Annotated in this window: 27 protein-coding genes, 1 other RNA gene and 2 pseudogenes; 5 read left to right on the top strand and 25 right to left on the bottom strand. The window is 34.7% G+C overall.

What is annotated here, in order from left to right; genetic code table 11:
• Positions 1-36: 36 nt before the first annotated feature.
• The 4 genes from ftsZ to ONG78_RS07620 all read left to right on the top strand — a co-directional run bounded on the left by ftsZ (position 37) and on the right by ONG78_RS07620 (position 3251).
• Positions 37-1221 (top strand): cell division protein FtsZ, encoded by a 1185-nt coding sequence (ftsZ, locus tag ONG78_RS07635; RefSeq protein ID WP_012481860.1) that lies wholly within the window; start codon positions 37-39, stop codon positions 1219-1221.
• Positions 1221-1619, top strand: coding sequence for an EVE domain-containing protein (locus tag ONG78_RS07630; RefSeq protein ID WP_064085650.1), 399 nt, complete (start codon positions 1221-1223; stop codon positions 1617-1619). Before ftsZ ends, ONG78_RS07630 begins: the two co-directional genes overlap by 1 nt.
• A 330-nt stretch (positions 1620-1949) precedes the next feature.
• The gene (gene ybeY, locus ONG78_RS07625) at positions 1950-2408 is read left to right on the top strand and encodes an rRNA maturation RNase YbeY (RefSeq protein ID WP_015587883.1); all 459 of its coding nucleotides are present in this window, start codon (positions 1950-1952) and stop codon (positions 2406-2408) included.
• Between the two features lie 54 nt (positions 2409-2462).
• Entirely contained in the window at positions 2463-3251 is a 789-nt protein-coding gene (locus tag ONG78_RS07620; RefSeq protein WP_264378034.1) for a succinate dehydrogenase iron-sulfur subunit, read from the top strand.
• A 3-nt stretch (positions 3252-3254) separates the two neighbouring features.
• Here ONG78_RS07620 and ONG78_RS07615 read toward each other — a convergent pair whose 3' ends face one another.
• From ONG78_RS07615 to ONG78_RS07600, 4 genes are read right to left on the bottom strand one after another with little or no spacing between them, the layout of a single operon-like run.
• On the bottom strand, positions 3255-4391 hold the full coding sequence (locus ONG78_RS07615) for a hypothetical protein (protein WP_007302010.1): 1137 nt from the start codon (positions 4389-4391) through the stop codon (positions 3255-3257).
• 35 nt (positions 4392-4426) lie between these two features.
• Positions 4427-5218, bottom strand: coding sequence for a GNAT family N-acetyltransferase (locus ONG78_RS07610; protein ID WP_264378033.1), 792 nt, complete (start codon positions 5216-5218; stop codon positions 4427-4429).
• Positions 5208-5690 (bottom strand): phosphatidylglycerophosphatase A family protein, encoded by a 483-nt coding sequence (locus ONG78_RS07605; protein ID WP_029237689.1) that lies wholly within the window; start codon positions 5688-5690, stop codon positions 5208-5210. Before ONG78_RS07605 ends, ONG78_RS07610 begins: the two co-directional genes overlap by 11 nt.
• Positions 5691-5709: 19 nt before the next feature.
• The gene (locus ONG78_RS07600) at positions 5710-6687 is read right to left on the bottom strand and encodes an NAD(P)H-dependent glycerol-3-phosphate dehydrogenase (RefSeq protein ID WP_064085646.1); all 978 of its coding nucleotides are present in this window, start codon (positions 6685-6687) and stop codon (positions 5710-5712) included.
• A gap of 323 nt (positions 6688-7010) precedes the next feature.
• Between ONG78_RS07600 and ONG78_RS07595 the strand changes: the two genes are divergently transcribed.
• Complete coding sequence (locus tag ONG78_RS07595) at positions 7011-7781, top strand: response regulator transcription factor (RefSeq protein ID WP_010406882.1); 771 nt, start codon at positions 7011-7013, stop codon at positions 7779-7781.
• A 355-nt stretch (positions 7782-8136) separates the two neighbouring features.
• On the opposite strand, the gene rnpB is transcribed toward ONG78_RS07595, so the two are convergent.
• The 21 genes and pseudogenes from rnpB to ONG78_RS07490 form a co-directional block, all read right to left on the bottom strand.
• Positions 8137-8486: RNase P RNA component class A (gene rnpB / locus ONG78_RS07590), an RNA gene on the bottom strand.
• A gap of 157 nt (positions 8487-8643) precedes the next feature.
• Entirely contained in the window at positions 8644-10872 is a 2229-nt protein-coding gene (locus tag ONG78_RS07585; RefSeq protein WP_264378032.1) for a hypothetical protein, read from the bottom strand.
• 85 nt (positions 10873-10957) lie between these two features.
• A complete protein-coding gene (locus ONG78_RS07580; RefSeq protein ID WP_264378031.1) occupies positions 10958-12700 on the bottom strand; it encodes a recombinase family protein in 1743 nt (580 codons plus the stop codon).
• Positions 12609-12884 (bottom strand): hypothetical protein, encoded by a 276-nt coding sequence (locus ONG78_RS07575; RefSeq protein WP_017532679.1) that lies wholly within the window; start codon positions 12882-12884, stop codon positions 12609-12611. Before ONG78_RS07575 ends, ONG78_RS07580 begins: the two co-directional genes overlap by 92 nt.
• Before the next feature lie 106 nt (positions 12885-12990).
• The gene (locus tag ONG78_RS07570) at positions 12991-13452 is read right to left on the bottom strand and encodes an ankyrin repeat domain-containing protein (protein WP_262986671.1); all 462 of its coding nucleotides are present in this window, start codon (positions 13450-13452) and stop codon (positions 12991-12993) included.
• 25 nt (positions 13453-13477) lie between these two features.
• The gene (locus ONG78_RS07565; RefSeq protein ID WP_019236389.1) at positions 13478-14173 is read right to left on the bottom strand and encodes an ankyrin repeat domain-containing protein; all 696 of its coding nucleotides are present in this window, start codon (positions 14171-14173) and stop codon (positions 13478-13480) included.
• Positions 14174-14341: 168 nt separating this feature from the next.
• Positions 14342-15496 (bottom strand): phage tail protein, encoded by a 1155-nt coding sequence (locus ONG78_RS07560; RefSeq protein ID WP_262986670.1) that lies wholly within the window; start codon positions 15494-15496, stop codon positions 14342-14344.
• Positions 15496-16287, bottom strand: a complete 792-nt coding sequence (locus tag ONG78_RS07555) for a baseplate assembly protein (protein WP_019236392.1) — start codon at positions 16285-16287, stop codon at positions 15496-15498. Before ONG78_RS07555 ends, ONG78_RS07560 begins: the two co-directional genes overlap by 1 nt.
• A 2-nt stretch (positions 16288-16289) precedes the next feature.
• Entirely contained in the window at positions 16290-16625 is a 336-nt protein-coding gene (locus ONG78_RS07550; protein WP_019236393.1) for a GPW/gp25 family protein, read from the bottom strand.
• 2 nt (positions 16626-16627) lie between these two features.
• Positions 16628-16882 (bottom strand): PAAR domain-containing protein, encoded by a 255-nt coding sequence (locus ONG78_RS07545; protein ID WP_019236394.1) that lies wholly within the window; start codon positions 16880-16882, stop codon positions 16628-16630.
• A gap of 8 nt (positions 16883-16890) precedes the next feature.
• A complete protein-coding gene (locus ONG78_RS07540; RefSeq protein WP_019236395.1) occupies positions 16891-17355 on the bottom strand; it encodes a phage baseplate assembly protein V in 465 nt (154 codons plus the stop codon).
• The gene (locus ONG78_RS07535; protein ID WP_015588266.1) at positions 17342-17824 is read right to left on the bottom strand and encodes a hypothetical protein; all 483 of its coding nucleotides are present in this window, start codon (positions 17822-17824) and stop codon (positions 17342-17344) included. The genes ONG78_RS07540 and ONG78_RS07535 overlap by 14 nt, the downstream gene beginning before the upstream one ends.
• Before the next feature lie 9 nt (positions 17825-17833).
• Positions 17834-18322, bottom strand: a complete 489-nt coding sequence (locus tag ONG78_RS07530; protein ID WP_019236396.1) for a phage tail protein — start codon at positions 18320-18322, stop codon at positions 17834-17836.
• Positions 18323-18628, bottom strand: coding sequence for a head-tail joining protein (locus tag ONG78_RS07525; protein ID WP_108784462.1), 306 nt, complete (start codon positions 18626-18628; stop codon positions 18323-18325). It abuts the gene before it with no gap.
• Between the two features lie 97 nt (positions 18629-18725).
• Positions 18726-19067, bottom strand: a pseudogene (locus ONG78_RS07520) (major capsid protein); the annotation flags it as partial.
• A 222-nt stretch (positions 19068-19289) separates the two neighbouring features.
• Complete coding sequence (locus tag ONG78_RS07515) at positions 19290-20234, bottom strand: IS110 family RNA-guided transposase (RefSeq protein WP_264377456.1); 945 nt, start codon at positions 20232-20234, stop codon at positions 19290-19292.
• 223 nt (positions 20235-20457) lie between these two features.
• Positions 20458-21120, bottom strand: a pseudogene (locus ONG78_RS07510) (major capsid protein); the annotation flags it as partial.
• A 32-nt stretch (positions 21121-21152) separates the two neighbouring features.
• Positions 21153-21521, bottom strand: coding sequence for a head decoration protein (locus ONG78_RS07505; RefSeq protein WP_047759659.1), 369 nt, complete (start codon positions 21519-21521; stop codon positions 21153-21155).
• Positions 21522-21588: 67 nt separating this feature from the next.
• Positions 21589-22623 carry a S49 family peptidase gene (locus ONG78_RS07500; RefSeq protein WP_019236400.1) on the bottom strand — a complete coding sequence of 345 codons (1035 nt, stop codon included), beginning with the start codon at positions 22621-22623 and terminating at the stop codon, positions 21589-21591.
• Positions 22623-24029 carry a phage portal protein gene (locus tag ONG78_RS07495; protein WP_141456763.1) on the bottom strand — a complete coding sequence of 469 codons (1407 nt, stop codon included), beginning with the start codon at positions 24027-24029 and terminating at the stop codon, positions 22623-22625. The genes ONG78_RS07500 and ONG78_RS07495 overlap by 1 nt, the downstream gene beginning before the upstream one ends.
• Entirely contained in the window at positions 24030-24254 is a 225-nt protein-coding gene (locus tag ONG78_RS07490) for a gpW family head-tail joining protein (RefSeq protein WP_019236402.1), read from the bottom strand.
• Position 24255: the final 1 nt, after the last annotated feature.

Raw genomic sequence — 24255 nt, 5'->3', positions numbered from 1 at the left:
ATCAAGTGAATTCACTAATATTTGAGTAAAATTTAAATGTCAATCGACCTTAGTTTACCAGAGCTACCTGTATTACACCCAAGGATTACCGTTGTGGGAGTGGGTGGTGCTGGTGGAAATGCTGTGAACAACATGATTCAATCCAATTTACAAGGAGTAAATTTTGTTGTAGCAAATACCGATGCTCAAGCGTTAGAGAAGTCATTATGTGATAAAAAAATTCAGCTTGGTATTAACTTAACTAAGGGCCTTGGTGCTGGTGCTTTGCCTGATGTTGGTAAAGGTGCAGCAGAAGAATCAATTGATGAAATTATGGAGCATATAAAAGATAGCCATATGCTCTTTATCACAGCAGGGATGGGTGGTGGTACTGGAACAGGTGCTGCACCGGTAATTGCAAAAGCAGCCAGAGAAGCAAGAGCGGTAGTTAAAGATAAAGGAGCAAAAGAAAAAAAGATACTGACTGTTGGAGTTGTAACTAAGCCGTTCGGTTTTGAAGGTGTGCGACGTATGCGCATTGCAGAGCTTGGACTTGAAGAGTTGCAAAAATACGTAGATACACTTATTGTCATTCCCAATCAAAATTTATTTAGAATTGCTAACGAGAAAACTACATTTGCTGACGCATTTCAACTCGCCGATAATGTTCTGCATATTGGCATAAGAGGAGTAACTGATTTGATGATCATGCCAGGACTGATTAATCTTGATTTTGCTGATATAGAAACAGTAATGAGTGAGATGGGTAAAGCAATGATTGGTACTGGAGAGGCAGAAGGAGAAGATAGGGCAATTAGTGCTGCAGAGGCTGCGATATCTAATCCATTACTTGATAATGTATCAATGAAAGGTGCACAAGGAATATTGATTAATATTACTGGTGGTGGAGATATGACTCTATTTGAGGTTGATTCTGCAGCAAATAGAGTACGTGAAGAAGTGGATGAAAATGCAAATATAATATTTGGTGCCACTTTTGATCAGGCGATGGAGGGAAGAGTTAGAGTTTCTGTTCTTGCAACTGGCATTGATAGCTGTAACGACAATTCATCTGTTAATCAAAACAAGATCCCAGCAGAGGAAAAAAATTTTAAATGGCCTTATAATCAAATTCCAATATTAGAAACAAAAGAATATGCTTCAACTGAGCAAACAAACGAAAGAGTTAAGTGGGGTAGCAATGTTTATGATATACCAGCTTATTTAAGAAGAAAAAAATAATGCAATTTTGGCTACTCAAGTCAGAGCCAAGCGAATACTCGTGGCAAAAAATGGGAAAGGAGCAGGTGACGCAGTGGAATGGTGTATGCAATTATCAAGCTCAAAATTACATGAGAGCTATGAAATTAGGCGATCTTGCATTTTTTTATCATACAGGTAAAGAGAGAGTTATACTTGGAATAGTTGAAGTATTAAAGGAGTATTATCATGTTTATAATTCCAAATTTGGACTAGTGAATGTAAAATTTTTGAAACCTTTAAGTAACCAAGTGACGTTAAACAGTATAAAACAAAACCCACTTTTGAAAAATATGGTTATATTAAAACAATCACGTTTATCAGTTTCTCCAGTTTTAGAGACTGAGTGGAATGAAATAATAAGGATGAGTGATGTGTAATACCTGTTGCCAAACAATATTACCTCAGCACACAACATACAGCTGTATGAGTGTTTGTTTCGAAGTAGCCGATTTTTCATCAAACACAAAGCAGTGCTTGACACTGGAATCCAGCTGTAATGCAACCACATTAAAAATGTTGTGTTTTAATATAGCTTTTATATTCACTCACCTAATGTCTAATCAGAATTCCTGGATCCCAGACTGGGATGACATACTTCTAGTGTACAATATTCGTATAGTTGTGTGTATGATACGATGGTCTATAATTCTTCTTTTTTTGGTTCCAATGTCAAGTGATGGGATAATGTCCTTTCTGGTGCTTTATTCATGTTAGAAGTAAATATTCTTGATAAGAGGTGGCATAGTATTACGAAGGACCCACAGAGTTTTGTATTAAATATTATTAATGCTTCTCTAAAAGAATTAAAAATAGATCATTATAAACCAAATATATCAATAGCTCTCGCTGATGATAACTTGCTACATCAACTTAATCTTAAGTTTAGAGAAATAGATAAGCCAACTAATGTACTATCATTTCCATGCGAACAGTTATCTAGTGAATGTGATCTAGGAGACATAGCAATTGCAGTAGATACAATAGAAAGAGAGTCTCATGAGTACTGTATATCTATCCTCACTCACACTGCACACATGTTAGTTCATGGATTGCTGCATTTACTTGGCTATGATCATCAAAAAGAAGATGAAGAAATTATAATGAAAAGTTTAGAGAGCAAGATTTTAGCTTTGCTTGAATTTGAAAAGGAAAAGTATGGTAGATAATACCAAAATATGTTATTTACAAAAAAGGGGTTTTAGCTGTAAAAGGTAAGCAATATGGTTCAGTTTTCTTTACCAAAAAATTCTAAAGTTAATAAAAAGGGCAAGATTTATCCTACTCCTACTGGAGCAAAAAATATTAGAAGATTTCAAATTTATCGTTGGTCTGCTGATGATGATAAAAATCCAAGAATAGACACATTTTTTATCGATATGGATAATTGTGGCCCTATGGTACTTGATGTATTAATAAAAATAAAGGATGAAATAGATTCAACCTTAACTTTTAGACGCTCTTGCAGAGAAGGAATATGCGGATCTTGTGCAATGAATATTGATGGTACCAACACTCTTGCATGCACTAAATCTATACATGATATAAAAGGTGAAGTAAAAATATATCCACTACCTCATATGTATATAGTAAAGGATCTAGTTCCAGATCTAAGCCAATTTTATGAGCAATACAAATCGATTAAACCTTGGTTACAAACAGATAAATCTGCCTTACAAAATAAAGAATACTTTCAATCTCCTGAAGATAGAAAAAAATTGGATGGTCTGTCTGATTGTATACTATGTGCTTGCTGTTCGACTGGTTGCCCAAGCTATTGGTGGAATAGTGATAAATTTTTAGGGCCAGCGATATTACTGCAAGCTTATAGATGGATTGCTGACAGTCGTGATAATAAGAAAGAAGAAAGACTTGCTTCTTTAAACGACCCATTTAAGTTGTATCGTTGTCATACAATAATGAATTGTACAAAAACCTGCCCGAAAGGGCTTAACCCAGCAAAAGCGATAGCGAAAGTAAAACAGCTTATGGTAGAGAGAGAAGGAATTTGAGTGTTATTTCTGGCACTCTTCGTAAGAAAATAGTAGACCCTCTGAAGCATAGGGTATTGTTAATACTCTAAACGTTCTTCCATTCATGAAATGTATTGTTTCACCATATGATTCCAGTAATCTTTTGAACAACTCATGTCTTTGATTATTAATAGTTTGAAAATCCTTTTTTCCTAAAAGCTTTTTAGATTCAAATAGGTGAAGCATAATCTCGTGATAAGTTGGATAAGACTCCAAAAATTTTGGATCAAACTGAAAAGTTTTTATAAAAGCATTATTATAAAATTTTAGCTTTTGATTCTTACTATATATCGCCACAGCAATCGATAGCTTCTCAAGCAAACTTTCTTGTGCAGCTAAACAATTGCTTAGCTCAGTATGTAATTTTTTTTCATCACTAATATCTTTTCCATACATTACTATGCTATTAGAATTTTGCACTGGAACTTCAACAAAATTAAAAACCTTAGGTTCGTTCTTGTAAGTTATTACACACTCTCCTGGTTTTACGTTATAGGAGCCACTCGCAACAGTAAATTTTTTAGAGCTGCCTATATATTTATCATAAAATAAGTTATAAAACCTTACTTTTTTATTCTTATTGTGCTTCAGTATTGGAAATGGTAAAGAGTCAAAAATTTTTTTATAGCTCTCCAATTCTCGCATAAGCTTACTATTTTCTAACTCAAGTTCATTAGCTTTTATCTTATAATCGGAGATATTCCTTATCCATAACAACACACCAATCACATTATTAGAATAATCTATTATGCTTTTACCATAACATGTGCAATAAACCTCACTGTCTTTTGACTTTAAATCTAGAGTAAAAGATTTATTTATTTCCTTTGCCTCAGCAAAACTTTTAATTAAGCTTTCTGATTGCTCAAAAAAATTTACAAACTCATTAAATGAATAAAAAACAGTATTAAGCAAAATTAGTAAATTGGGAGAAAATTTTTCTATACGTTTTTTTGCGTCCCAAATATAAAATCCATCATTCACAGTATCTATTAAATTATTTATGATAACATTTTGATGTTGTAAGTCCTTAATTTTATTACTAATTTTTAATTTAGAATATGAGAAAAAGAAGAATACTAGAATTAGTAGTAAAACTATTTCATACAAAAAAAACATAGTATTCTAAAACAAATATAAAAATTTGCAACCTCTCAGCAAAGAGATTGTACTGAAGAGGTATATAAGTGAAGATTGCCCAATACCCTAAAGCCTAATTTCTTATAAAGGTTTACAGAAGGTTTCATGCAATGTGCTACTATGTATTTGCACTCAAATTGCCTAGCTATCTTTATTCTTTCTAGAACCATTTGAGTTCCTATTCCACGACCCCTGTAAATTGGTAAAACTCCATCGCTATAAAAACCAGCTATGCTGTCTTGAATATAAAGACCGCATGTTCCAACAATTTCGTTATTTAGCATTACAAGAAAAAATCTTAACCTTGAGCTCTTATCATCATAATTCGATAATTGGCGAAAAAATGTGCTAACAATACTAATTCTATGATAAAAAATTTTAGAAGTGTGTAAATCTAATTGCTCTAAGAGCTCACTACTATTTACAACATTGAACTTCAAATTTGGAACAGCATCATCAGGCAAAAAATAATCTTTTATATTGAGTAAAACTTTTTTTGGTGTGCTAACGTGTTTTATTTCGCATTTTTCTAAAATACCCCCTATTTTTATACGTGGACTTATTATCCATGTTGCTTCTATATTTCGTGCTTTGAGATAATCTAGAGTTCTGCATATGGAAAGCTCAGTACATTGATCTTCACAAAACACAAAATTAAATAACGATTCTCTGGTACCATTTACTGTAAATATAACATTATCAAATTCGTCATGTATTTCCCACTTGGACAAATTCGTTGCATAAAGTATATAATCCTTTAGGTTCTGAATAATTAAGCTTGAATAACAAATTTTTTTATTCTGCATAAACCAACAATAAACAATAAAAGGCTCCTATAAAAACAAAGGCTAAAATTGCAGCTACAACATCATCTAGCATAATACCTAAAGGACCTTTTGTATTTTTATCAATCAAATTTATAGGCCACACTTTTATTATATCAAAAAACCTAAAGGAGAAAAAGCACACCAACAATACAGAGCTATTCATTTCTTGTTCTAATAATATTGAAACTAGAAGTACTGTCAGCAATTGACCAACTACTTCATCAATTACTACCTCTTTTGGATCATGCGGAGCTTTGTAATGTTGTATATAATTGCCTGTAGACCATAATCCAACTAAGAATAAAAAAAAAATAATTGCTGTACCTAAAATTCTGTCATTGAGTAATATAGGAACAATTGGGTAAGCAGCCAAGCTGCCTATAGTACCTGGCATGTGTTTTACCGTGCCAGATAGCCACCATGTTGATATTAATTTATATAAAAATTTCACAATATACCGAAATATAAAACTAATTTACAAGAACAGAAATAGTATCTTCTATAGAAGTATTTTCATATAGCAATCTATAGATCGCTTCACATATGGGCATTTTTATCTTTAGCTTTTCTGCTAAATCAAATGCAGACTTAGCAGTGTTAAAACCTTCAATTACCGACTTACCTTCTGATAAAATCTGCTGAGCACTAGAACCATTACTATTAGCTACTTTAGATCCAAAAGATAGATTTCTTGAATTTAATGATGTGCATGTCACAACCAAATCGCCTAAGCATGCTGGTCCAAGTAGTGTATTTATATCTACATTGCCGTCACCAACTTTTGCTGAGTATAAAGCCTTAATTTCACTCATACTTTTCGTAATTAATGCTGCATGAGCATTAAACCCAAACCTACCTAGAACAACCCCACATGCTATAGCAAAAACATTCTTTAACGCTGCACAAACCTGTATTCCTATAACATCGCTACTAAGGTACAATTTAATATTTTCTTGCTGTAGCTCTGATACTAATTTTAAACCTAATACTTCATTTTGACATGCAAGAACCATCGAATATGGTAATTTTCTTGCAACTTCTATAGCAAAGCTAGGACCAGAAAAAACAGCAAGAGGATTATTAGGTAAAACTTCATTGACTACTTCACTAGGTAATTTTAATGTAGATTTTTCTATTCCCTTACAAGCCAAAATTATTGCTACATTTTTTTTTAGGTTACAATCATTCAATTGATGACATATCTCCCTTAGAGACTGAGTGGGAACAGCTAGAATTATTACTGAAGCATTAACTGCATCTTCAATAGCTAATTTTACTGATACATTATCAGAAATTGGACAATCAGGTAGCTTGTCACTTTCTCTTTTCTCTTTAATTGATTCAAATATGGCCTTATTGCGAGTCCACAAAATTACATTTTTCTTACTACTTAATGAAATCGCAATTGCTGTACCCCATGCGCCAGCACCTAAAACTGATATTACCACTCAATATTCCTGAAAGTATTACTTATAATTTAAAACTGTAGAATAAGTAAATTAAAAATATAACATAAAAGTATAAAATAGTTTAAATATCTATTAACCTAAGTATTCTTTTAATAAAAATAGCTTCTATTCAATATTTACTAAAAATAGTATTATTATAGTATATCTATTGTATTTTAGATCTATTTGTATAATTTTGGAACGACACATTAACTATTAATTAATAAGTGTAATTTCTATTATTCATTAATAAAAATTTGATTTGTTACTTTCCTTGGTTATATATATTACTAAAATTATAAATTATTTATGGGGTGTAAAATATGCGTATATTATTAATTGAAGATGATCAAGTAAGTGCAAGGACTGTAGTTAATGCCTTAACTTCTGATGGACATTTTTGCGACGTTGTTACTTCTGCACAAGATTATAACAATAATATGGTTTCCTCGGGTGGAGACTGTTACGATCTAGTTATTCTAGATATACACCTGCCTGGTGATATTGATGGATATGATATACTGTTAAGATTAAGAAGTGCAAAAATCAAAGTTCCTGTTTTAATACTTTCGTGTATCTCCGCTGCCAACCATAAAGCTAAAGGACTTGGGTATGGTGCCGACGATTACTTAACCAAGCCATTTCACAAGAGCGAATTATTAGCTCGAATTAAGGCCATAGTCCGACGTACTAAAGGCCATCCCGAATCAGTGATAAAGATTGGTAATATGAATATCAATTTTGATCACAGGATTGTTGAGGTAAAAGGCAAAACAGTTCACCTTACTAACAAAGAGTATTCCATGATAGAATTGCTGGCATTGCGTAAAGGAGCAGTGTTGACAAAAGAAATGTTTTTAAACCATCTTTACAATGGCTTGGACGAACCTTCAGACAACAAAATAGTTGATGTTTTTATGTGTAAATTACGTAAAAAACTTGAAAGTGCAAATGATGGAATAAGCCACATAGAAACCGTTTGGGGTAGAGGATATGTTCTAAAAGAGTATGTTGACGATGAAGAATACTCTAGTGTTAATATAAGCGAAAGCAGTAGTGACTATCAAGCAGAACAAGTGAAGGACAACGCATGAAATGCTTTATTCACCCATTCATTGAAGCAACAAAATAGGTAGATGAAATAAGATAAAAACCAATCGTAAAAGTGAGGTAACATGGTTAGTCTTTTAGAACTTTACAAAGACTTGCAGCAAAAAATAGAAAAGTTGGAAGCGGAGCTAAAAAGTTATAGGTAAGAAAGTAAGGCTTTAGAGATAGAGAATGACGAGTTAAAGGAAAAGCTCGGTTAAAATTCAAGCTTTGTTAAGTTCAAAAGGAAATAAAAAAAGAGATAAGCCAAGAAGTAAAAGGAATATAGGTAGTCAAATTGAGCGTACAGGATATGTGAAATGTTTGATACATTTACATAGTATGGCTGACATTCATGCATTGCCTAGGTGAAATATAAGCCGAGTTCTGTTTATGTAGCTATTTATCTGGAGTAAATGTTACCATTTACTTCATGCGATTTACCCGAGTAGATATGAGAAAAACATAAAATCTACTTCTATTTAATCTTGCTCCTAGTGTTGGTTACTTGACTACCAATGTTGCCATTGTTATGGTGCGCTCTTACCACACCTTTTCACCCTTGCCTAATAATATTTTAGGCGGTAATTTTCTGTAGCCCTATAACTGGAGTTACCTCCGGCGGGCGTTACCCGTCACTAACTTTTCTTGGAGCTCGGACTTTCCTCTGCTGTGTTTATCACACAACAGCAGCTACTTATTTCACCTAGAAATTATACTTTAACATTAAAATCACAAAAGCAAAAGAAAATTTCCTAACAGTCTACATACTAAAAACATTCAGACAAATAGCTAAAGGTGATATTCCGGTACATCATCGCTATCCCAAGATAAGCTTTTTTCACTTTTAGACTCTAGCTCAGTCAGTCAAGATCCTGGTCCACCGCTTGAAGACGATGAGCTACTTCTTGACCGACTACTACTCTCCACCGATATACTGTTTAGCACTGTTTCAGATTGATCCATAGTTCGCATAGATATATGTCTCATTCTGTTATTAGCGATAAAAATTTCTTCATCGCTATTGCCACTTGAAGATGATCGCCTTCTATCATTGAAATTAGTTAGTTCTAACACAGGAGCAGCATTACGACCCTTAACATATTTGTATGCTATGAATCCTATAATTCCAGCAATACTTATTATCGCTCCAACCAAAGACCCACCTATCATTCCTGCCCTATTAGACTCTATAGCAAGCTGAGTGGGCTGTGGTGAAGGAGTAGTTTGAGGAAGTAAAGTTGTAGTGAACAGAGGAATTGTTACCTTTGTTCCAGTATTTGATATAGTGGACACTGTTTGTATAGTTTTCTCTGAGTTTGTTGTTGGCGCATTAGTTGGCATTGTAGTAATCATAGTTGCTTGTGAAGTCGCAATAGTTTCAGCTACTGTTGTTGGTTCTGATGACGTACTCATCTTAGTTGTTAATTCTGTTAAAGGCTTACTCATCGTAGTACTGCTTGCTGTAAAAGTTGACTCAACAGTCGCTGCTGTAGATTTTACAGTACTTGTCTCAGTTTCCGAAGGCACACTAGTTGACGTTTTAGCAACCGTGGTCGTTTGTGAAGTAGAAGTTGTTTTTGCTACTGTTGTTGGCCCCACTGTTACTGTACTTGTTTGAATTGTTGACTCTGTTGAAGGCCTACTCGTTGTAGAAGTAGGTGCAGTGGTAGTTGATGCTACTGTTGTTGACTCCACTGTTACTGTACTTGCCTGAGTTGTTGACTCTGTTGAAGATTTACTCATTGTGGAAGTTGGTACAATGATAGTTGATGCTTCTGTTGTTAATTTGGTAGTCTTTACAGTGTCGGTTTCTGTTGTGCTAGTAATTGCAGCAGTCGTCGTTTTCTTAGAAGTCACAACCGTCTCTGTAACAGTTATAGGAGCCACAGTACTGCTGGAAATAATACTAGGCATCAATTGGCCGTTAATGATATTAACAAAATCACTGAGAGCTTTGATACTGCTTGTCGGTATTATCGTTGCTTCAGAAGATTTTCCAGAGCTCTCTCTATTAAAAGTTATAATACTCTCTCCACTTACCGCAGTGACGATAAAACCTCCTTGGCCATTGTCTTTAACATACAATTGTTCTATAGGATCCTCACATTCACAAATAGGAAAGTTCAATTTTGATCTACTCTTAACAAGACTTGCTAAATGCAATTCTTGCGTATTAGAAGATTGTTTTTTTGCAAGAAAAGCAATCTGGTCATCTCCTTCAGTTCGTTTCACATACTGTAGAAAATTTATTTTTTCTGGACTAGAGATAATAAATGATGCTCTATCTATTTGACAATTTTTCTTAAGCAAACATTCATCTTTCTTTCCACTTTTTAGATCCTTAACCACTTTAGCCATATCGAACTTAAAAATATTTGTTCTTGCTTCTGGCTTCCCAATAATCTCTTTTCTCATCTGTGCATAAAGCATCGTATTTTCATCTAATGCCAATTGCCCTGGATTATCAAATTTGAATAATTTTCTTTCTATGATGCCGTTTGCTCCAGGTAAAACTCTGAACTTTCCATCTACTTTTAATTCTAAGTACCAAGAAACTAAAGCTTGATCCTTTAAGTTATGAGCAATTACAACAATATTACCATGATCAACTTTTACTGCTTTTGGTAAAAAGTAACTATTGTCTTCATTTGCAAGATTATTTATATCAATGTTCTTGTATAATTTTACTTTTCCTACGTATTCAACTAAGGGAGCATTAGTTGAATGCTTGATTTCGTAAGTGTTGAATGTTAAGCCTTTGATGCACTTTCTTTCTTTGTTAGTTTCTTCTGTAGGAAAGATAACTCCAACTTTATCTATTTCAGCTGAATTTTCTATTAGTGTGGGAGATAATTGGCCCTTGAATTCATTTGCTACGTTGACACATGTATCACACTCGTATGTTTTCGATTGATATAATGGACTAATAAGTAACTTTACTCTACTGCTTCCATTGCCGTTATCTTGATAGCTGAGTCCATAAGCAACTCCATTTCCTTCAATCAACCCTACATTTGCTGGGTTAAAACCTATCGCTTCTTTAACTTTCAGTATAGTTGTATTAACTCCAAATAATCTACTTAATATAGACATGATTATATTTAAAATCTTAATAAAATGCTATTATGATTGTTCCTGCATGTTAATGTCAATGAAAATTTTAACTAAAATTAAGAAATTAATTTTTAAGTACTCTAAGATAATACGCTAATAAACGCAGATTTCCCATAGACAATATGTTTCCTTTGAAACCATATAATAAATTTAGCAGCTTGTTGACAACAGAAATTCCTTTACAAATTGTCCCAACTCCCTTGCCATGACGTCCAGTACAATGTTGCAAATTAAAAATCTCTCCATCCTGTGCTGGTTCTTCTATTCTAAACGCCACTTCTACCTGATCATAACCAATCTGAATTCGTTCTACTAATGCTTTAATGATGCCACGCTTAGTTTGCCAATCTAGCTGTTCCAAATTAGATTTTACACTGGAATAAAGACTCTTTATACTGTTGATGATAAGGTTCATTCCCTTCTCTATCGCTTTTTGATCAACTACCTTTTTCTTCTCTTCTTCTATCCCTCTTAAGCGTTCCCTCATTCTTTTCATCGTCTGTTTAAATTCTTCCTCACTTATATATCCTTTATCTCCTACATTTTCTTGACTATAATAGTCTTCCATTAACTTTTCGATGCCTTGTTTTATTTGATTTTCTCTTCTTGCAAGCTTCTTATCTGATGATTCATCATTTTTATTTTCTGCAATTCTACGGTGATACTCATTTTTTATTATCTCTGGGTTTTTTAGTAAATTTTTCACCTTTTCCCATATAGCTGTTTCTAACATATCTGTACGGACCAATTTATTAGTACACTTCTCCCTACCATCAGTAATACGTATAGTACTACTACAGCGATAATAGCTAAACTTTTTTCCCTCAACTCCACATTGTGCACCACTATACGCATATCCACAGTTTTGACACACAACTAGACCTTGTAATAGATATTTCTTTTTTCCTCCCTCTCTCTGCATCCTTGCTCTTTTTCTATTTTCATCCAGTTGCTTTTGTACTTTATTAAATAACCCTTCATCAACTATTTTTGGTACTGGTATATAAATCCAGCTGTCCTCATCTGTGCGACAGATAGAAACCTTTTGTTTATTTCTTTCTCTTTTTTCAACCCTCTTTAATTTACCAAACGCTGCTTGTCCTTTATATGCTGGATTTCTTAATACCTTCCAAATTATTATTGGACACCACACCTTCTTTCCAGTTCTTGTTCTAATTGACTTATCTCTTAGTCTACGTATCACTTCCCTTATACTTATTCTCTCTTGCCCTACCCACATGAATATCTGCTTTACTATTTTTGCTTCCTCTTCATTTATTTCAAACTTTGTCTTTTCTCTATCTACATGCTTTATACGATTATAACCAAAAGGTGCAATACCAATTACACTTACACAGCCTTTTTTTGCTCTATGGAGTTTTCCCCTACGACTACGTTCCATAATCTTTGTACACTCATATTCTGCCACTAATCCTTGCATTCCCAATAACAATTTAGACTCTGGATTATTTTCAGTCTTATGATTTAAGAATATTACTTCTACTCCTGCTTTTTCAAATTCATCAAGTAGTATCATTTGATGTGCAGATTTTCTTGATAGTCGGTCAGGTGAATGAATATAAATTTTATCAATTTGATCTTCTCCTACTTTATCACGTAATGCATCTAAACCTTCACGTTCTAAACTCCACCCACTAAGCCCATCATCCTTAAATTCATACTCATTCAATAACTCATGCTTATCTGCAGCAATTCTATGCTTGAGCTCGGCAATTTGACTCTCTATTGTATTGTTCTGCGCTTGACTCTTCGATGAAACTCTTGCATATAAGGCCACTGTTATCATTTTTCTTTATCTCCTTTTCATTGTTTCTTTTTACCGCATACCTTAGTAACAGCTCATAGGCGTCTGCTAGATGTTGTTCCGCTAATTCATCTGGCTCGTATCGGCAAGTTAATGTTCTTTTTCTCATAGTTTCTCCTGCAAATGTTTTTGTAGTGCAAGGAGCCTTACCACTCCTTTTTTCCATCAATCCATTTATTCTTATGAAAAAGACCAACTTTTATCAGCTACAGCCTTCAAATTTGGTCTAGCCCTTCCTTTGCCAACTGCTGTTGCGCTTTCTGATACGACTCTTATTTTTTTAACAAACTTTCCATTTTCTCTGTTTCCTTCTTTAATACCTCGGCTATTTCTTTGCTATTTTTTGCATAATCCATCGCTGTTATTCCAAATTTATCTGCTTGCTCTATTTCAGCCCCTGCTTTTACTAGCTCCTCCACTATTTCTTTTTCTCCTACCATACATGCAAGATGCAGCGGAGTGCATTTATTGCCATACTCTTCAGCATTTACATTCCCTCCTGATTTTATCAATTCTCTAACTGTTTCTAGACGCTTCTCCGTTATCGCTAGATGCAGTGCTGTATGTCCTCTTACATCTGCTGCATTCACATCTACTCCTTTTTCGATTAATAACCTCACTATTTTTACCTCTACTGCATAATGTAGAGCTGTTCTTCCTTTTTCGTCTCTTTCATAAATATTTTTAAACGAGTTCTCTAATAGTGACTCATCTTTTTTACCCAGCTTTACCATAACTTACCCCACCTTTTCTTTAAACCTAAGCCTTCCTTTTTACCACCTCATCTATCATTGCATTCACTTGGCTGATTATCTTGCTTGCTAAATTTTGACATTCTTTCTTTATTAGCGATTTGTCTCTCTTCCTTATTTCTCCTATCTCTATTATTTTTAGCTCCGGCATGTAGCTTCCATTCAACATGTCTGCTATTTCTCCCACTAGCCCCTCTATTCCATAGCACGTCAGTTCTCTACTTTTTGTTATTCCTCCTTTTTCTCTCAAAAATTTACTCGCCTTTTCACTCTCTTTGCTATCACATAGACGATACTTTTCACTTTCCCAGATGTAATACATTGGCGTTGCGCCGTACTTATTCAGTTGATTAACTTCAGCTCCTGCTTTTACTAGCTCTTTTATTATTTCAACTCCTGCTCCTTTGCACGCAGAGTGGAGTGGCGTACATCCAGTGACATATTGAGTGGCATTTACTTCTGCTCCTTCTCTTAGCAGCACTTTTACATTTTCTAAACTTTTTGCGAATACTGCACAGTGCAGAGGTGTATAACCATTTTTATCTCTTGCATTAACCTCTGCCCCTTTTTTTATTAATAACCTCACTGTTGTGTAATCGGAGATTTCTACTGCTTGGTGCAATATCGTCTCTCCTTCTTCATTTCTTTTATTAATATCGTTACTTGATACTTCTTTAAAAAACTTACTCTTGCTAAAACTCATTTCATACCTCACAAAATTAGCTTTTCTAGCGTCAGATAAATTTCTTATATTTACCTGCTGCTATTCAAGTCATGTCTATTTTAGCATAAGAAAGCAAGTCTTTTTCTTTTTATTTCATACACTTTTACCTATTATTAATATAATATATGAGGATCTAAATATAAATGCTTAGCTTATTAGAGATATTACTTGACTACTTTTCCAACTTCTGTGCAAATGTCGATGTTCGTGCCACTTCAGTACTCCTGGATAAAATACTAAAATGTAATTTTCTAATTCGTGTATTGAATCTTTTTGCTCTAAATCGTTTTTATAGTAAATGTTGTGTTCTGCTAAAACATATTTTCTGACCTTCTGATCTGTATAATTTTCTACTTTATAGTTGTGAGTAACGCTAAATCTTTCTAAAATTGGCTTGTGTTTTAAATTCCAATATTGCCCTGAAAGTTTATCGCTTCCCAATACAAATTTATTTCCTCTTTCTTCTACGCTACTAACTGGAAAGCACGTATTTATGTCTCCTAAATCCCAACTGTCTGATAATACTATCTGCGCTTTTGCAAATTTAATCGATGGTAATAAACTCTGTGGTAATGGATATAGTGCTTTTAAGTTGTACCACAAATGATTTCTTTCATAAATACCGTTATAATTCTTTGTGTGAGGCTCGGTTTCTCCAAGGATTGCTACATCTAGGCGATATATATCATTGCTTAAAGCTCGTTCATAATGATCGCGTAGATAGTTTTCTATAATCCTAATAACTGGACCACTAGACCTGAAAAAATTTACTCTTCCAAATGATAACACTGGTCCATCTTTTTCTATTTTTACCCCTGAATAATCAGAAAGAAGATCTCCAAATAAACTCTCATCCAATATAAATCTCTGCGCATTATAATAATCGTTAAAAATCCTCATCAATCTGGATCTTACAGGCAGTGATAGTTTTGCCAGCTCTACTACTGCATCTACGAAGAAGTCATTTGGAACATCTTTTATCCCTACTTGCAACTCAAAAAAATGTTTACCAGGTGGTTCTTCGATAATTTTAATATCTTCTATATTTGCCCATTTTAGTGCTATTTTTAGTGATGCTGGAGTTCCTCTCAGTCTTTGAAATTTTACTCCTTCTATTACGGCTTTTCTTCTATCTTTTACCCAACGCAGTATCTCTTCTAAACCATATTCCTCAATCAACCACGGCAATGTTTCTTCTTCTAATCTAAATTTAAACCCTCTTATACAGCTTGGATCAACCTTATAATCTGTTGCATCAACCAATGCTTGCTCTTGCTTTGTTGCGTTTGGTGGCAGTAACATTAATTCAACTCAATCTTTAAATTTCTCAAATTTGCACACTCGTTACCTAGCACCATAACATCCTCTCTTGGCTCGATTAATTCCACATTTTCTACACCCTCTACAAATAGATTTGCTATTATCCATGATCTTGTAACATTCCATCCCAGTCTTCTATTTGCTTCAAACTTCTTAATAAACTGCTTCTTGATTTCTTCCTCTGATATTACAGGATTTATGCTCATTCTGCTGTGAATATCTATTTCCGTAATATTGCAACCAATTACTGTTATCGTATCTGTTAAAACACTTATATCATCCCTAGTAACCTGCTTTTTTACAATTTCTAGTAGCTCTTCTAACACTATGCCAGTTGTGGATAATTCTGTTGATAAGATTGAAATTTGTACTTTCCCTGGTATAGGTGATTCTACTAGCGCATCCTTTACTCTTCTATCTGCCGAAAGTGCATGATAACGATAATTTCCTCCTGTTGACCACCCCTTTATTTTTGCTTTGATTCTTTTTCTAAATCGTTCATCATCTTCTTCTTTTTCTCTCTCTACTCCATAAAATTCAGCCAAATTATCAAGATCTTCTCCTGTCGCAAATTTAAATAAATTACTTTTTATTGCTTCGTTTATTCTTTCTCTGAGCAGAAGTTCTCGCCATGCTGCTACCTCCAGAATCTTTATTGCTGGATCGGATTCTACTAACGCTGAAAAGGTTTCATCTCTACGGACCAATTCTTCCTTCATTCTCGAAAAGATTTCCTCATAGCTTAGTTTTTCAATAATATTAGATGTCTGCATTTCTAAACAACTACTCCACTAATACCTATGAATTTGCCTTCTGAAAGATACATACCTTCAAGTACAAGAGTCATTTTTCCTTCTTTAGCTTCAGCAATCTTTACTTTTTCTAACTTAAATCTCTTCTCAAATTTCCCCAGTGCTTCTGCTGTTGCTGCATAGATTTCCAAAGTTAAATCTCTATTTATTGGCTTATCCACCAATTCAAATAATCTTGAGCCATAATCTCTTCTCATAATTCTACTACCTTTCGGAGTAGTCAAAATATCAACTATTGATTGCTTCAAGTGCTCTATTCCTTTTAATTCTTTCCCTCTTTTAGCATCCATTCCTTTCATTTTTAGCCTGCAAACACGGTTTCACTGCCTTTTATTACTTTAAATCCACATGAAACTATATCTTCTACTCTTCCTATACCAAGACCATTTGCAAACACTGTTTTTGATCCTTCAGTTAATACTCTTCCTTCTGTAAAATTATCTCCTTTACGGCAAACTGGCTTACCATTCACAAAAACATTATTACTGCCGCTAATGCAAAAATGTGGTGTTGCTTCTGCACAATAATCTCCTACTCGCACAACTGATTTATTCATTTTTCCAATTAATTAAGTTCTATTTTATCTGCTTTCAGTTTTATTTCACTCTTTGTCATCTCTATACTCGATCCTCCAGCTTTCAATGTTATTTTGTCTACTACTTCAATCTCTAAATGATGCTTCTCTTTATCATATAACAATCTTGTTCCATCCTGAAACTTCACACTATTTATTTCTTTTTTATTCTCTGGTGCAGAGTATTTTTCCTGATATATTCCTCCTAATACCACTCCTAATGATAGTTCACCAAGAGGAGAAAATACCATTACTTGTTCATCGATATCTGGAGGAGACCAATCTCTATCTTTTCCTGCTTTGCTTGTTATCCATGGCAGATAATCTGTTACAATATCTCCTATTTTCACTCTTACTTTTGCTTTTTCATAATCTATTTCTTTTACAATTCCTATACGAATAACGTTTGCTAGCTTCCTATTCAGCTCTGAAATCGCAAAACTATGATCCAACATTTATATTTCCTACGTTTATTGTATGTGGTTTAATTTTCCCCTCTTCCCATACTGATTTACCTAAATGAAGCTGATGACTCCAATCAACCATCCACACTAAATATGCATCGAGCTCTGGCCTAAATCCGTCAATTTCCGCAGAGATAAATTCTCCTGGTGAAACATTTTCCACATTCCAAGTATTTTTATTTACTACTCTCGCAACCTCAGCAGCTAATGTTCTAACAACTACCGAGGAATCCTCTACTGTTCCATCAACTACAATCCTCGCCTCAAACCTGGCTTTCAATGCTAATTCATCAGTACCTGCATCTTTACCTGGTTCTAAACTTGTTAGTTCTACAAACACCGCTGGCGCTACTAATTCTTTCCTTATTGCTGGATAAATTTCACATGTCTGTATAGCCAGTATTTCTTCCTTCAGTGTGCTGCAAATTGCTTTATGTAAATCTTTCCAGAACTTTGTCATGCATATAATTTAACTCATGTAATGTATAAAATATTTTTCAAATACCTTTTCAACTTCATAATTAACAAGATTCCCTATTATCCTTGAAGCCTCAGGTTCGAGTGGCAACTTAACTTCCTTTATTGGCAATGCTGCCCTTCCTTCACGTTTAAACATACCGCTATTTCCTTTTGGCATAACTGCTGCAAATCCTCCTATAAACTCATGCTTTCCTACTTTCGATCCTCTTCTTGTTTTTTGTATTTTGCCAATTGTCGATGCTCTAATGTCGTAGAGATTTGCTCTAATTAACACTTCTAATCTGCTTGTTTTTGCTTTAAAAATTCTTAATCTCTTTCTTATCAAACTTAATTTTATTCTCTTTTCCTCACTAATTTCCTTAGCTGCTTTTGATTTTAGCCATATTGCTGTTTTGTTTAATGCACTCACCGTCACTTTTTCCACTTTTTTCCTTTCAGCATCTATACTTTGTATAATACTACCGGTGTTAATACGCATTTATACTCCTGACGCTCGAATTTTCCATACCATTCCTGAATTATCTTGCAGCGGTGGAGAATATACTTTATATTTACGGTCACCTATAACAAAAATATCTCCTACAATTGGCTGCAGTAGATCAAACGCACTTATTTCCAACACTAAAGTTTCTCCTACAAATTGCCCTTCACCAATCTCGTATAATTTATCTGGCTCTTGCTTTAACACCTGTACCATATATGACTTATCCTTTGATTTATATAAAGCCACTTCTCCTAAATGGGCAAAACAATCTTCTAATAATCGCTTAATATTCTCTTGCATATTTCTTTTTGATATACTAACCTTTACATGCTAAGAAAGCGCATACCGGTAGAGTCGTTCTGTGCCTCACCACCTTGTAGTTACTCTACCAGTATTGTTATGCTGCAACGATCTTGACCAAAACGGCCGGGCGGTGGCACATTGGTAGAGGATTTGACTGCGTATGTAAATCGGTCCCTCTATCAAATCTTCTTGGCTCTTGTTTTGCATAGAGTGGCTGTCCGAGAGTATTCACCGTCTCATTAAAGTCTGCTGGTGCAAAATATGTTGTAAACGTGCTTGCTGTTCCTAGTGGAAAACAGTGCCCTGTATCTTTCTCAATAAATCTTCTAACCGTTCCTTCAGGGTCAGTTGCTTGCCCTCTATATTCCTCAAACGTTATGCCACAAAATGTAAACCCTGACCTCATATCATTTCGAAGTGCTGCTCCTTCTTGCCATCAACTATGTTTTTTAAAATTTTTTGAGTTTAGTCTCATTTGTTCATAATTTTGCATTTTTATTCAATTGAAAAATGTATTTTGGCAACAAAGATCCCAGTTTATACAGAAAGAAATTTATATCAAACAGCAACCACTGCTTAGATTTTATGGTTAACGAATATGTGCTTTAAATGTGTGTAGACGCACATATCCGTTAACCTATTTTCTATGCAGATTTTTTTATTTCATATTAATTGCTTCTTTAAGTCTTGCATTGGCAATTACTATGATTTTTCGCATTAGAGCTGTTATAGCTACCATCTTCTTTTTACCTCTACCAATAAGATTAGAGTAAAAAGCACCAAGTGCAGATTTAGATCTTGCAGCGGCCATAGCAGCTGTAAAAAGCTTTGCACGAACATTGCTTCTACCACCTGTTATCCTTCGGTAACCAATAGTTTTACCGCTTTCTTTTGGATGTGGAGCAACCCCAGCAAGACTTGCAACTTCTTTTTTGTTTAGGTAGCCAAGTTCTGGCATTAGACACACAAAAACTTGAGATAGCTTGAGACCTATTCCTGGCACTGTTCTCAGGATCTTTTGACGCTTTTGTAACTCTGGATTTTTATCAATAATTCTTTGTATGGCATCGTTGAACTCATTTATCTGATTGGTAAAAAAGTCTATTGTTTTTTGGCAACTTTCCTTTATATAGTCGTTTTCAGGTGCTGCAAGCCTACATTTCTCTTGAGTTCTCATTTGCGTAATGTCATCACGACGTTGACAGAGTGCAACTAAGGCAGTTTGTTCTTTTGACATAGGCACAAATAGAGATAGAGCACTATAGCGTTCAAAACCATATTGAGCAAGGGCTTTTGCATCTGATTGATCAGTTTTTGCTAAAGTTCCATGTGATATGATAAAACTTTTTACTTTACGAGTATTAGCTCGATGCACAGCAACATTCATATCAACAAGAGAACGTGCTAAACCAAGCTCATATTTTCCTGTATTTTCTAAAGTTACAAAAGAATTAGGTAGAATATTTGAAAATTCTTGAAACAATTGTTGCCAACCAGCATCATTATTATTGAACTTGATAGTGTTTTTTTGGTTGTACACTGCAGCAACATTTTTGAATTTTCCAATATCAATGCCAATAAAATTTTGATAAGATGCAATCATAATAACCTCGATAGTTTAATTAATTTAAGATTGTAAACGGGTGCACATATATGTCCCACACAACTATTCAAACGTATCGAGGGATAGGGCTAGTGTACCTTGATGGCTACGGTTGTAATACCAATTTTCATTCGGTCGCACACGCCCGTGATAGCCCTATTCCTATAGTGAGTAGGGTTATCTTTCCCTCTTATCTCTTTTATATCACATTTTTAACTTACAATCTTTCATATGCTTCTTTTACTTTTGCATGAGAAGTTAGTGCATCAAAAAACTCAGGGCTTACCAAGGCATGAATTCCAGTCATATATTCACCACTTAGGTTATCTTCTATATGCCGCAATACTTCCAGACACTTACGTTTTACATCAGTTGTTGCTGTTCCAAGGGCAAAATTTACTACTTTTGGTGTTATTTCAAATTCGTTGTACAGATTTAATAATTCTGACCCATCAGCATCTAAAATTATTCCCTTCAGCGCTCCCATTCGCAAATGCTCTAATGTTATTGCATGTTTGTTTCTCATTAGCTGTAAATGGTCAGTTATTACGTCTGCTAGCGCTTTAAGTTCACTTTCTGATCCAAATGCCCTTATTCCCTGTACTTCCTCTGGTAACACTACATCATCATGCGGAATATGTGGAATCGTAAATGTTCTTACCTTTCTTTTTCCTCTTTTTCCTACTGTTGCTGGCGCCCCTGGTACTTGCGTTGGTAATAAACTTAATACTCCGTTGTGTTCTTCTATGGTAATATGTCTAAATCTTACTGACCTACTTGGAAACAAATTTAGATTTTCAACTCGTCCATAATTTATCGGCAATATATTTATCGCATTTGTTAGTGCCGTCATGCTAAATGCTGTATTTGTAAATGGATTTTGCATTTTTTCTCTCCTTTTTTTCCTATTAATTTTAGTTAAATTCCCTTGCGGACAATGATCCCTCGTGCTTCAAGTTGCTTTATTGCTGCAGCTTTCTGCTCTTCAGTGATATTTGCTGGCCACACAACCGCATGATCTGCTAGTATTGCACAACGAGTAATAATTACTGCTTTAGCATTTTCTGTCGCATTTACATCACTTACTACTGCACCTATCGCTGTTTGTGTACCATCTGTGGCAGTTGGATTTATTATCTTAACCATGCTATCTTTATCGAGAGCCACTACTGTACCAAGCTTTAGGTTCTGCCCTTTTGCTACTGTTATCTGATCTCTTGAATATAGACTTGATGCCTCATACTTTAATAAGTCACCCAGATTATTTTGTTCGCTTATACAACTCATAAATTTCTCTCCTTAACTGCTTACCGCCGCTTTTATCAATGCTATATACGGCGGTTATAAAAATACTTTAACTCCTACGACTTTTCGCTACCTGCATCATCAATTCTTCTCCTGAATTCTGTGGTATTGCACTCAGTATCTCTGTCTTCTTTGTTCTCTCTGCAAGTAATTCCATTAAAACTTCCCTAGCTTGCTCAACACTTACACTTTGCTCAATAAATTCTCCTATCTTTTCTGGCATCTTCGATAAATTACATAAACGTATTAATTCAAGAACTTCAGTACGATACTTGGTTAAATTATCAGTTTCTAGGTCATTTGTAGTTTGTTCATTCATAGTAATACTCCTGTTTTTATTAATAGATGAAAGAATTGTCATTCCGTCTGCAAGGCCTATTTCTACTGCTTTCTCCCCAAAATATAGCCCTGCCTCTGTTGATCGAATCTTTTCAATTGAAAGACCTCTGTTCCTTGCTATTAGCTGCAAAAACATTTCATATAGTCGGTCTACTTCTTTTTGTAAGCTTCCCAGACTTTCAGACGTCATTGGCTCATGTGGGTTTAAATCATTCTTTCGACTACCAGCAAAGATTGTGGTGTACTTAACACCTTGCTTTTCATCAAATCTACTTTGATCTATATGACTTGCTATTACTCCAATACTGCCAACACCAGAAGTTCTGCTCACAAATACCTTCTCAGCGCTTGAAGCTATAGCATATGCAGCAGAGTATGCATCATCATTTGCTATCGCTATTATCCTCTTTTTTGCTCTTGATTCATAAATAAAGTCAGCTAGGTCAAATATACCGTTTACCTCTCCTCCGGGGCTATCTATTTCCAGCATAATTGTCTCTATGCTACTATCTGCTAATGCTTGTTTGATTTGTTCTTCTATTTGCTCATATGATGTCATCCCGAGCATTTCATCAAACGCACCTGGTTTTTTAGTCAAGATTCCATGTATTGCTATAATTGCAGTTCTTTCTACGTTACTTTTGATGGAGTGCTTTATGTTTTTAAACGTGGGATGTTTTTGATTGTTTAATGACAATAGCTCAAAACTCCTTGGTTCAAGCATTAATGGTTTTCCTAAGAGCATCATAATCCTTTACAATCAGAGTCAAACATTAAGTTGAGACTATTTGCACGTTTTTGATCTTCTGCTATTTCTTGATCTATTTCTTCAACATCGTAACCCATTTCTGATACTACTTCCGATCGACTCTTAAATCCATTCCTTACTGCCATTTGCTGCGATTGCTGGTCTTTCAGTGGATCCACCCAATCAAATCCCTGTGGTATCCATTTTACTTCTTCTTTCGCTGCTTTTACTACTTTTTCATCTATACTCAGTTCTCCACAAAACACTGCTAATTCTAGCCATCTATTCCAAATAGGTCTACAAAACTGGAACACTATCACGTTATGCTGTAACATTGCGCACCTTCTGCGAAACTCTATCAACCCTGCCCGAATGGATGAATAATTAACGCTTGTTAAATCTCCTGTTAGCTGCTCATATGTTATTCCTGTACCTATTGCTATTGCCCTCAGTTGCTGTCTCATAAACGCTTCATAACTTCCTCCAACATCTGATGGCTCTGAAAATTTTATGTCCTCTCCTGGGTCTAAAAGCTGCATTGTTCCAGGTTCCAGGCCAGATAGTGCTACTCCTTGCTCACTTGCTTCACCTTCTCCCATGATATTTGCTTCTGGATCAAGTCTCGTAATAAATCCCGCAAACATTGCTGCAGTCTTTTTTCGTACTAATTCTGCATCATCATATTGATCAAGTTCATAGAGCTTTAGCAGTATACTCGAAAGCCATGGCTCTCCTCTAATTTGCCCAGGTCTTAGTGGTCTATAAATATGTAAAACATCATTTGCTGGTACTCTTACTGATTCTCCAAATGAGCCTTCGCCTGGATGTTCTCTAAATAAGTAATATGCTTCTCTTTGCCCAAGCTTGTTAAACTCAATCCCGTTTCTTATTACATTACCATTTGCTAAAGTTTGATTTGTTTTATTGTCTAAATGTTCAGACTCAAGTACTTGCAGTTGTAGTGGTACAGAAAATCTATCTTCCAGCTTTCTCGTTCTTAAACGTACAAAACATTCTCCTCCCTCTATCATACTTCTGCATACTAGAGCTTGTAATCCATAAAAATCACTTACTCCACTACTGTCTGCTTCATCTGTCCATCTTAGCCATAATTCTTGCACCTTCTTTCGAAATTCTCCATCTCTTGCTTTTGATTGTGGTTTTATTCCTGTTCCAATAGAGTTACTTACTATCGTATCAATTATATTTGCAGCGTAAGGATTTTTTCTCACCATATCACGTGATCTACTACGTAAAGTTTCAAGGCTTTGAGACAGCAAATTGTTTATACTTCCTAACTCTGGTTGAAAGTGAAAAAATCTTCTTCCTGAGCCTGCTGCATCCCAGGCTGAACTTTTGATTTTTGGCTTGTTGAATAATTGTTTGAAGGTTTTTAGTAGCATTTATAAAATTCCTTTACTCGTTGAAAAAATAATTTTCCTCTTTGGCTCCACTCCAGCAATCTTTAGCTCAGCTTTAATTCGTTGTCTTAAGTTTAGTAAATCATTTATATCTACTTCTGCATATCTTACCACATGATCACCATATGCAATTGATACTACTCGCTCTCCGTTTTGCAGCTTCTTTATCGCTTCTTCGACTTGAATTAAATAATCTTCGTTATACATT

It is taken from the genome of Wolbachia endosymbiont (group B) of Philonthus cognatus (assembly GCF_947179345.1).
In the GTDB taxonomy this organism is placed as follows: domain Bacteria; phylum Pseudomonadota; class Alphaproteobacteria; order Rickettsiales; family Anaplasmataceae; genus Wolbachia.
Note: the sequence above shows the minus strand (reverse complement) of the source record. Positions and strands in the feature narration are given on the sequence as shown.

Bases quoted from the DNA above. Each gene is read 5' to 3' on its own strand.
- ONG78_RS07570 (WP_262986671.1), bottom strand. From the start codon at position 13,452: ATGGTAAAGCTGGGTAAAAAAGATGAGTCACTATTAGAGAACTCGTTT.
- ONG78_RS07585 (WP_264378032.1), bottom strand. From the start codon at position 10,872: ATGTCTATATTAAGTAGATTATTTGGAGTTAATACAACTATACTGAAA.
- ONG78_RS07535 (WP_015588266.1), bottom strand. From the start codon at position 17,824: ATGACAAAGTTCTGGAAAGATTTACATAAAGCAATTTGCAGCACACTG.
- ONG78_RS07505 (WP_047759659.1), bottom strand. From the start codon at position 21,521: ATGAGTTGTATAAGCGAACAAAATAATCTGGGTGACTTATTAAAGTAT.
- ONG78_RS07620 (WP_264378034.1), top strand. From the start codon at position 2,463: ATGGTTCAGTTTTCTTTACCAAAAAATTCTAAAGTTAATAAAAAGGGC.
- ONG78_RS07580 (WP_264378031.1), bottom strand. From the start codon at position 12,700: ATGATAACAGTGGCCTTATATGCAAGAGTTTCATCGAAGAGTCAAGCG.
- ybeY (WP_015587883.1), top strand. From the start codon at position 1,950: ATGTTAGAAGTAAATATTCTTGATAAGAGGTGGCATAGTATTACGAAG.
- ONG78_RS07575 (WP_017532679.1), bottom strand. From the start codon at position 12,884: ATGGAAAAAAGGAGTGGTAAGGCTCCTTGCACTACAAAAACATTTGCA.
- ONG78_RS07610 (WP_264378033.1), bottom strand. From the start codon at position 5,218: ATGCAGAATAAAAAAATTTGTTATTCAAGCTTAATTATTCAGAACCTA.
- ONG78_RS07565 (WP_019236389.1), bottom strand. From the start codon at position 14,173: ATGAGTTTTAGCAAGAGTAAGTTTTTTAAAGAAGTATCAAGTAACGAT.
- ONG78_RS07545 (WP_019236394.1), bottom strand. From the start codon at position 16,882: ATGAATAAATCAGTTGTGCGAGTAGGAGATTATTGTGCAGAAGCAACA.
- ONG78_RS07560 (WP_262986670.1), bottom strand. From the start codon at position 15,496: ATGTTACTGCCACCAAACGCAACAAAGCAAGAGCAAGCATTGGTTGAT.
- ONG78_RS07550 (WP_019236393.1), bottom strand. From the start codon at position 16,625: ATGAAAGGAATGGATGCTAAAAGAGGGAAAGAATTAAAAGGAATAGAG.
- ONG78_RS07615 (WP_007302010.1), bottom strand. From the start codon at position 4,391: ATGTTTTTTTTGTATGAAATAGTTTTACTACTAATTCTAGTATTCTTC.
- ONG78_RS07490 (WP_019236402.1), bottom strand. From the start codon at position 24,254: ATGTATAACGAAGATTATTTAATTCAAGTCGAAGAAGCGATAAAGAAG.
- ftsZ (WP_012481860.1), top strand. From the start codon at position 37: ATGTCAATCGACCTTAGTTTACCAGAGCTACCTGTATTACACCCAAGG.
- ONG78_RS07495 (WP_141456763.1), bottom strand. From the start codon at position 24,029: ATGCTACTAAAAACCTTCAAACAATTATTCAACAAGCCAAAAATCAAA.
- ONG78_RS07530 (WP_019236396.1), bottom strand. From the start codon at position 18,322: ATGCGTATTAACACCGGTAGTATTATACAAAGTATAGATGCTGAAAGG.
- ONG78_RS07595 (WP_010406882.1), top strand. From the start codon at position 7,011: ATGCGTATATTATTAATTGAAGATGATCAAGTAAGTGCAAGGACTGTA.
- ONG78_RS07515 (WP_264377456.1), bottom strand. From the start codon at position 20,234: ATGATTGCATCTTATCAAAATTTTATTGGCATTGATATTGGAAAATTC.
- ONG78_RS07630 (WP_064085650.1), top strand. From the start codon at position 1,221: ATGCAATTTTGGCTACTCAAGTCAGAGCCAAGCGAATACTCGTGGCAA.
- ONG78_RS07525 (WP_108784462.1), bottom strand. From the start codon at position 18,628: ATGCAAGAGAATATTAAGCGATTATTAGAAGATTGTTTTGCCCATTTA.
- ONG78_RS07500 (WP_019236400.1), bottom strand. From the start codon at position 22,623: ATGCTCTTAGGAAAACCATTAATGCTTGAACCAAGGAGTTTTGAGCTA.
- ONG78_RS07540 (WP_019236395.1), bottom strand. From the start codon at position 17,355: ATGTTGGATCATAGTTTTGCGATTTCAGAGCTGAATAGGAAGCTAGCA.
- ONG78_RS07555 (WP_019236392.1), bottom strand. From the start codon at position 16,287: ATGCAGACATCTAATATTATTGAAAAACTAAGCTATGAGGAAATCTTT.